Raw genomic sequence first — 8,241 nt, 5'->3', positions numbered from 1 at the left:
TTGGTGGTCAAGCGCATCAATACTATAGGTAAAAAATGCGCAGGATTTTAAAGCGATTTTGAACACCCTACCTTTTGGGGGTTTTATTCATATTCATAATTTATTATATTTATTTTTTGTCCAATATATTAATTTAATTACCATGACAACTTGGACATACTCCAGTTTTATGACAAACTAAGCATTCATACCAACGCGATATTCCGTATGCGTTAGAAAAATACTTCTTTTTTCCATCACATCGAGAACAGATTCCAGTACCTCCACAATGTGCATAATCATAAATTCCAAGTCGAATACATTTATTATTACCTTTTGTATTTGTATTCTTTTCTATGGATGGTTTTCTTTCCGTGGAACTATATTTATGTCCTGTTTCGCTCCAAGCACTTGGATACATAGGAGTACTCCAAAACTGTTGCGATAGGGATGACATCCAGTTATTTGTATGTGCCATAACCTGTAATGATTGTGCTTTTGCCATATGGTAAGAATCACCCGTTGCCATTAAATTAGATGAAGTATTGGAAATTGTTTGTTGAAGAGCAGCATTCATCTCATATTCAGCTTGAGCAAATCCAGGAAATGACATCATCATGTTTCCATTTGAGTCAAATGAGTATGTAGGAACAGACATTCGTGCAACACGATTTGGATTAAATGCTACAGGAAGGTCTGGATATAGATTATTTCCACTTGAAACAGATACGATTCCACCTGAGTATGGGTTGGAATTTTGTGAATTTACATCTGCATATGCCTGCAATGTCATTTGTCCGACTTGTAAAAAAGCTTCGCCCAAATTTTGCCAAAACAAGTTTCTATTTGCTTTGCGTTGCTCTATTTGCGCCAACGCTTCTTCTTTATAGTTTTCGCTAACTTTGCGAACTTTTTCACTACACCCACTAGACTTTATAACTTGATTAAATTCTTGTACTGTATCTTTCCATTTCTTGGCATGATAACTACATACTGCCATACCATACAAGGCAGCATTACAGTTAAGATTTACAGAGTAACGGTTGATAATATCTTCGTAGTACTTATGCGCTGCTTGAAACTTACTTTTCGCAAAAAGCCTGTCAGCCTTATCGCATTCACTCCAATATTCCTCCACTTCTTTTAGTAACACATCATATTCATCTATGGATAATTCTGATGTGTTGCGTAACTCATTCGGTCGCGGAAGAAAAACATTCATCCCTGTGTAAAACTCATCAAAATCATTGTTTAGCATCTTTAATGTTTCTACTGATGTTTTAAAACGACGTGCAAGGATATTGATGGTTTCTCCACGTTGTACAATATGCGGAACAATGGTTTCATCCTGCCCGTATACCATAACGGACAGGATGATATTAATAAATAGAGAGCAGAATCTTTTCATAAATGGATTACTACTTTTTTATTAATAGTTTATACTTTTAATACGCTTTTTGCTCAGCTTGAAGATTGCAGCTTTGGGAGAATCTGTTTTTTTGTACGAAACAGTCATTCCGTCATCTTCACATATCCAGACCTTCATACGTACTCCCTTTTGAGTGATTATCGTAGCCTTCTTTGGATTCTTGGCATTTGCCATGTTTTCCTCTTCAGCCTTTTTCCGAGCAGCCTCAGCTTCTTCTGCCTCTTGCTGCGCTCTTAATCTCTCTTCTTCTGCTTTACGCTCACGTTCAAGTTGTTCTTCAGCCATGAGGTCAGTCAGAATATCACGTGTTCCATCTGGGTAACGAATCATAAATACTTCAGCCTTTGGCGAGAATATCGGTCTGTCCTTGCCTTTCTTGCTTGTTTTGAACGACACGGTATTTGCGTCCATCGTAAGATTATAGGCAGGAACTTCTCTTCCGTCCTTGTAATAGACAACAATAGCATCTTTCGGTATTTCCGTATGTTCAGAAGTAGTGAGTATGCGTTCGCCATTGGCATTGAACACTACATTTCCACGTGTCTTGAACTTTAACATGAATACTTTCGTATTCTCCACAAATTCCTCAGAGGCATTCTTGTTGCCAGACTCTTTGAAAAGAATTCTGTCATTATTAGTCTGAATGATTTTGACAGACTTCACACGACCATCACGATAAATGATGGCATCTTGGGCATACAAGCCAAGGTTGAATCCCAACAAATATATAACAACATATATACTTTTCATGTTAGAACCCCCAAGCTAAAGTTATTTCTGGGAAGGCATCTTTTCCAAACCATCCTTTTTGCTTATCATTCAATGGTATTTGGTATGAGCCTGTTATATCAAATCCCCAAAGGCATACGCGTACACCAACTCTTGCTCCAATACCCACTTTTCCTCCTATCTTAACCTTTTGTGGTTCTTCTTTTCCTCCTGTTCCAAGTATCCTTTGTTTGTACTTGCCAGACAATCCTATATTTGTATTGAAACCAACAAAGGGGATTAATCCCAAGGTCTCACTTTCATTCTTTAGCGAATACCCGAATTCTATTGGGATTTCAAGAAGATGATAATTTTGTTTTGCATTAATGTTCTGACCTTCAATCTTTATCAAGCCTGTATAATTTGCACTATTATATCCTATACGTGCTCCAATATATAGATTATATGGAAGGCGATAGTTGGCTCCAACTGTAGCTTCATACATAAAATTGTCCGCACCTTTTATAAAGCCAAAACCTAATTCACCGGCAAATTCAAATTTTCCGACTTTCTCATCTTCATTTTTTGCAGCTTTGTACTTATGTTCTTGGTAAACTTTATTATTAGAATGATGTTTAATGTTATTTTCTTGGGTGTACGTACTTCCACCTTGATTATCGTTATTTGATACAATTTGTGGCTTTGAACTTGTCGGTATATTCAACTTCATTCCAACATATACGATACCATCCGCATTAGGATTAGCCTTGTTGATGTCCTCGACACTCACCTTGTAATACTCAGCAATGCTCTCGATAGTTTCGCCACGCTGAACAACATGGGTAACAGTTTGGCTTTGTGCCATTGTAAACACACATACTGTACAAAGAAGTACAGAAAGAATCATTTTTTTTATCATAGTTTTAAAGTTTTAGAGTTGTATAATAAGGAAATTGCTCACGCTCCAAAATTGAGTAGGATTGGTTATGACAAGCGTACAAGTACCATCTCCATTCTCTTCAAAATGGAAAGAGTTATTGCTTGGTTGTGGTGTCAGAATCTTAGGATTGTTTGATTTCAAGGTAACCTCACGGAACTTACGGATGTCAACAGCATTGAACTTGCTCTTGTCCACATCCTCATAATTGACTTTCTTTTTCTGCAAGAAACCACCTTTCAACAATCCAGAAGCGACAAGTTGTTTTTTGGTACCAATCTTTATATAACACTCGTTAATGATTTCATCCTGCTTGGCTAAAGCCTGTGTTACAACTTGAGTGCGGTTTTCAGCTTTCTCGGCTCTATTTCGCATATCCGACAACGATGTACGAAGCTGGTTAATGTCTTTGTTTTTAGAATTAACATCACGACGAAGTGACTGAATTTCATTATCTTTTTCCGCAAGTTGCTTGTTAAGGAAGGCTATAACATTTTGTAATTTCTCAATGCTTTGTGACGACTTGTTAGAATTAGCTGAGCGCATTGCAAGCGAATCCTGCAGAGATTGAATCTTCTCGCGTTGACGCTTTAATATCTCCGCCATACTATTAATGTTGGCAATAATTTGATTACGATTAAGAGCCACACCGTCACGTGTCTTTCCTGAATACAAGATACCTTCTTGTATTGCGATGCTGTCAAGTCCTGCCGACACAGTAGAAATGATACTGTTCAGTTCTGCCAGTTCTTCTTTGTTTGCCTGATTCTCTATAATCAACGAGTCGCGTTCTTTCATGTATCCCGCCATGTCAACTCGTTCATTCTTGCAAGCAAGAATAGAGACAAAAGCCAATAACACTAGAATAAATTTTAATTTTGTCATATTTATAAAGTTAGTTTTAAACAGTTACTTATTATTTCATTTACTTACAACAGAAGTCATAGGCAAAGAGCCTGGAATGCAGTTCCTAAAACTTATTTTATATTCATCCATTATTTTTTCTTATTTCGTTATTATTATCACTGATCATCCCAATTTTTCAGTTTCTCATCCAAGGTTCTTGCTCCATGAATTAAATTTTCGATGCCCTCATTGCTATTTAGAAATTTCAACAAACTATCTTTTTCCCCATAAAGGACATTTGTGGATGCGTCACACATACAATGAGGATGTAACAAATGCAAGAGAAGATAGCCATAACATTCATTATGTGTATTTTTTCGTATTTCCAAAGCAACTGCTCTCGCAAACCAGTCATTGGAAGACAATACAAAACTTTCGCTGATGTTATGTTCTATATTTTGCATGGAAACAAGCTTTTGAGATAGAGCTGATGTTATTTGACGTAATTGCTTATAAACAAATTCATCCTCACTATTTATGGGTGTCGGCTTTTCACGACAAACTAAATTCTTGAAATATTCAAAAAGTCTCATATCTCAATACCCTTATCCGTGTCGGGCGCAACTTCTAAGTTTCTGTTATAAATATTCTCTTACTCTCTTCCCCAAGTACTCCACCGCAAAGTCCAATGCCTTGATGATATGCGGCACGATCTCCTTGGCTGATTCTTTATCTGTAATCTTGTGGTCATAGTCCAAAGACACTTTCGCCTCTTTTTTTTCAGCCAGCAGAGCCTTGATGAACTTCACATTTCTGTTCGTATCATTCACTGCCTTCTTTAGCAATTCCTTATCCTGCGAGGGTAGACCAGCGACAAAAGGAACACAAAAGCGTATCATGCTTTCATCTTTGCCTACCACATAGAAATACACTTGGTCATTGTACTTGAAATGCCAACCTAAAGAAGACATCGGCAGCACATTACCACATATTCTACGAATCTCATTTACTATTTCGTCCTGCTTCATATTCATAATAGTTTTGTTTGACTATTTATGATAGAAGAGGGAGAAAAGTAACCATTCATATCAGTCCAACAACACTTTATTCATGGTGCAATGTTATGGTGTCTGTTGAGGTTGAGTCATTTGCAACACTATCTGCAGGCGCTTCCATTTCAAATACGTCATCTTCTTCACCACGCACATTACTATTTGTGGATTCATAAACAAACAAAGGATTTATAACAAAGAAGCCTATAACCAATACGGCAGCAATACCAGAGAACCATACCAGTTTCTTTCTGAAGTTAGACTTATCATCCCGAGTCTCATATTCCTTTTGAAACTCAGTCATGGCTTTCAGTTTATCGCCACGACTTTCAAAAGCCTTCTTTACATTCTTCGTAAACTCATATTGCTCCCTTTTCTCCTCATCTTCCTCTATTTCTTTCAGAAACTGCGCCTTGTCTTCCTCAGACATCTTGTTGCCATGAAGCAGAAATTCATCTATTCTGTCTTGAAAATCCTTATCCATAATTCTTTTCGTTTTTATGAGTTCAAATAATTGCGATAAATATCATTTGCCGAATTGCGCAACGACTCCATACATTTGTACTTCTTTGTCTTGAGCGCATTCTTCGACGTTATTGAAGTTATCTCCATCAGAATAGTGTCCAAGTCCTTCCCTTCATAATAGAACTTGCTCAATATCTTGCTACACTGTTCCGACATACGAGATATTATGTCTGCGATGATGTCGAGCATCTTGTTCTCATCCGAATCGTAAAGCATATCGGCATATTGCTTCTTGGAAGTATCTATATCAACATAAGAAGGATTCTTTCTTGCCCATTCCTTATACTTATTTTTGGCTATACTAATGAAATAAGTAAGAATGCTGCTTGTCAAAGGCTCGCCATTATTTCCCATCACTCTGCCTTCACTCACATAAATCTTCCTTTGCTCTATCTTCTCCCAAAACGTGACGAATGTACTTTGGAATATCTCCATAGCTGTATCGTCGTCAGCGAAGAACAGACCATGGCAGTTTGCCCAGAAATATTCAGAGCAGTAAGCATAGAGTTCTGACTGTATCTTCCTGTCCTTATCATACATGCCAGCAACAAGACGGGCTTCCTTCTCCTGCTGCGGTGTGCGCATTTGTATTGTTTTAGCCATTATTTTCTAAGTATATCAGTTATGTTATATTTGTCTTTATCGTTACCTGTCAGTACAGGTTGCTGTGGTCGGCTACTGGTATTACGATTCACGAATTTTCTGATTCGTTTTATAAACTCCTCATTGTTTATCTTGTCGCCATTCTTCAACTCCATCCACAAGGCATATGTCAGCTTTCCGACAGCCGGATTCTTCATTTCAATATTTACCTGATCGCTCTTGCAAGCGCTGAGCGTAATCCAACGTTCTGCCAATGGTTTCGCCTTTTGGTTAATGACCTTTTCCTTATCATTGTCACCAATTATTAATGACTTTACAGCCTCAAAAACTTCTTCTACACCTCTCACCACTTCGTCTTCATCACCACGAGTGCCGTCTCCGCTATGGCAAGCGTCTATCACCACAAGCAGTTTTCCTTTAGCTCCTATTTTATCACGAATGGCATTGAGGTAAACGTTCAGTTCATCATCTGTCAGATGTTTCTCACCATGATATGTCTTGCAAGCCTTTCTGTAGGCATCATACGGAATCCAGCACTCGTCCAGTCCGTCCGTCTCATCATTATGCACATCCGTCATCTGCTGACCATGTCCAGAGTAGTGGATATACACCACATCGCCTTGCTTACACGAAGCTGCCATCCGCTTGAATGCTCCGATAATGCCAGCCTTAGTGGCTTGTTGGTTCACCAACGTAGTGACAGACTTGAATCCTGCGCTTTTCAACATTCCTTGCACAATAGGCACATCCTTGTCGCCATTTATCTTATTCCAAGCCTTGTCCTGCTGTTGTCCTAAACCAACGACAAGTGCTCTCTTTGTCTGTGAAGTGACAGACAAAGAGAGCAATAAGAAAAGGTATATGATTAATCTTGCTTTCATCTTATGGTAATAACAAGACAAAAAAACTTATTTTATATTCATCCATATATTATTTAAACTTTGTTGTCCTGCCCCTCCAAAGGTCGTCTGCAACATGGAGGATAACATCATGTAGTTCGAGGTCCGTCTTGAAGAACTCAGGGATTGCATCATAGCCAACAACAGCTCCAAGGATGTTGCCTGTCACGGCTCCAGTGGAGTCGCTGTCACCCTTATGGTTGACAGAAGCTACTATCGCTTTCTCAAAGTTGTCGAAATACTTAACCGCACAGTAAACGGCAATAGCAAGAGTCTCTTCCGCAACCCAACCTTCACCAATTGCTTCGATGTTGTCCACATCCGATGCAGGCGAATCAACAAGACCGAGAGCCTTGTCGGTCAAAGCTCTAAGTTGACTGATGCTCGCACCTTCATTTGGATAAAGAGAGAGCAACGTATCGTAGCCTTCGGACAAATAAGCCTTGAAGTCATCCACTATGGGACTGTCCTTCTGCAATATTCTGTAAATAACGTGTGCTTCCAATGCTGATGATAGCCAACCGAGAGGATGCTGGTGGGTTATCTCAGCAGCATCAGCCGCCAACATATCAACATCCTTTATGCTGGAGATACGTCCTTCAAGAGGCTCACCTTCGGGCGTGTCTCTCCACACAGCACCATAGAGTGCCACAGGAGCAGTACGCATGATGCCGCCACAACCTTTACTATTGTTGTATGTGTCTTTACCTCTAAGAATATCCTGCAAGGCAGTAATACATGTTTGGCCTGGAGCACGACGATTGTTGAGTTCAGGCACATCGCCAATCCAGCAATCCTTATGACGACCAGATCTCTTACCTATTTGTGTGTAATACCATTCAAAATAAGCCTCGCAAATAGCATACTTGGGAGCTGTGCCCTGCGCTTTTGCATTCAGCAAGCCACAAGCCGTGAACAGCGTCATCTGAGTATCGTCAGAAATCCATGCCTTGCCACTCTTTTCTTCATCCGGCAACCACCACTGGGTGGTGTCCAGCCGTGTGATTCCATTCTCGCCATACCTTTTCTGTATACCCATGTACGAGTTGATGAACTCCACAGGATAGCCGAGCGCATCGCCAACGGCACCTCCTATAATAGAACCGCGTATCTTATCTAATTGTTTGTTTCTATCCATATTTATAAAGCTTGTTCTGTTTATGAAAAGTATTGAAACAAAAGTAACCTATTTTCGGGTCACCAGTAAAACCCTGTGTTGAATAGTTAACAGGATTTGCTTTATTCTCGTTAGAATTAGTTATC

Annotated in this window: 10 protein-coding genes; all 10 read right to left on the bottom strand. The window is 39.2% G+C overall.

Annotation, left to right across the window (positions count from 1 at the left end):
- Positions 1-133 precede the first annotated feature (133 nt).
- The 10 genes from I6E38_RS13760 to I6E38_RS13715 all read right to left on the bottom strand — a co-directional run bounded on the left by I6E38_RS13760 (position 134) and on the right by I6E38_RS13715 (position 8,116).
- On the bottom strand, positions 134-1,387 hold the full coding sequence (locus tag I6E38_RS13760) for a LysM peptidoglycan-binding domain-containing protein (RefSeq protein ID WP_235394534.1): 1,254 nt from the start codon (positions 1,385-1,387) through the stop codon (positions 134-136).
- Between the two features lie 21 nt (positions 1,388-1,408).
- Entirely contained in the window at positions 1,409-2,158 is a 750-nt protein-coding gene (locus tag I6E38_RS13755) for a hypothetical protein (protein ID WP_235394533.1), read from the bottom strand.
- 1 nt (position 2,159) lies between these two features.
- Positions 2,160-3,035 (bottom strand): LysM peptidoglycan-binding domain-containing protein, encoded by an 876-nt coding sequence (locus tag I6E38_RS13750; RefSeq protein WP_235394532.1) that lies wholly within the window; start codon positions 3,033-3,035, stop codon positions 2,160-2,162.
- A gap of 12 nt (positions 3,036-3,047) precedes the next feature.
- Complete coding sequence (locus I6E38_RS13745; RefSeq protein WP_235394531.1) at positions 3,048-3,938, bottom strand: Cbp1 family collagen-binding glycoprotein adhesin; 891 nt, start codon at positions 3,936-3,938, stop codon at positions 3,048-3,050.
- A gap of 137 nt (positions 3,939-4,075) precedes the next feature.
- Positions 4,076-4,492, bottom strand: coding sequence for a hypothetical protein (locus I6E38_RS13740; protein WP_235394530.1), 417 nt, complete (start codon positions 4,490-4,492; stop codon positions 4,076-4,078).
- Positions 4,493-4,537: 45 nt separating this feature from the next.
- Complete coding sequence (locus tag I6E38_RS13735; protein WP_235394529.1) at positions 4,538-4,927, bottom strand: type III secretion system chaperone family protein; 390 nt, start codon at positions 4,925-4,927, stop codon at positions 4,538-4,540.
- Between the two features lie 76 nt (positions 4,928-5,003).
- Positions 5,004-5,435 (bottom strand): hypothetical protein, encoded by a 432-nt coding sequence (locus tag I6E38_RS13730; protein WP_235394528.1) that lies wholly within the window; start codon positions 5,433-5,435, stop codon positions 5,004-5,006.
- Between the two features lie 14 nt (positions 5,436-5,449).
- Complete coding sequence (locus tag I6E38_RS13725; RefSeq protein ID WP_235394527.1) at positions 5,450-6,079, bottom strand: RNA polymerase sigma factor; 630 nt, start codon at positions 6,077-6,079, stop codon at positions 5,450-5,452.
- On the bottom strand, positions 6,079-6,960 hold the full coding sequence (locus I6E38_RS13720; RefSeq protein WP_235394526.1) for a caspase family protein: 882 nt from the start codon (positions 6,958-6,960) through the stop codon (positions 6,079-6,081). The genes I6E38_RS13725 and I6E38_RS13720 overlap by 1 nt, the downstream gene beginning before the upstream one ends.
- Before the next feature lie 49 nt (positions 6,961-7,009).
- Entirely contained in the window at positions 7,010-8,116 is a 1,107-nt protein-coding gene (locus I6E38_RS13715; RefSeq protein WP_235394525.1) for an ADP-ribosylglycohydrolase family protein, read from the bottom strand.
- Between the last annotated feature and the right edge of the window lie 125 nt (positions 8,117-8,241).

Source organism: Leyella stercorea (assembly GCF_021531355.1).
GTDB lineage: Bacteria > Bacteroidota > Bacteroidia > Bacteroidales > Bacteroidaceae > Prevotella.
Note: the sequence above shows the minus strand (reverse complement) of the source record. Positions and strands in the feature narration are given on the sequence as shown.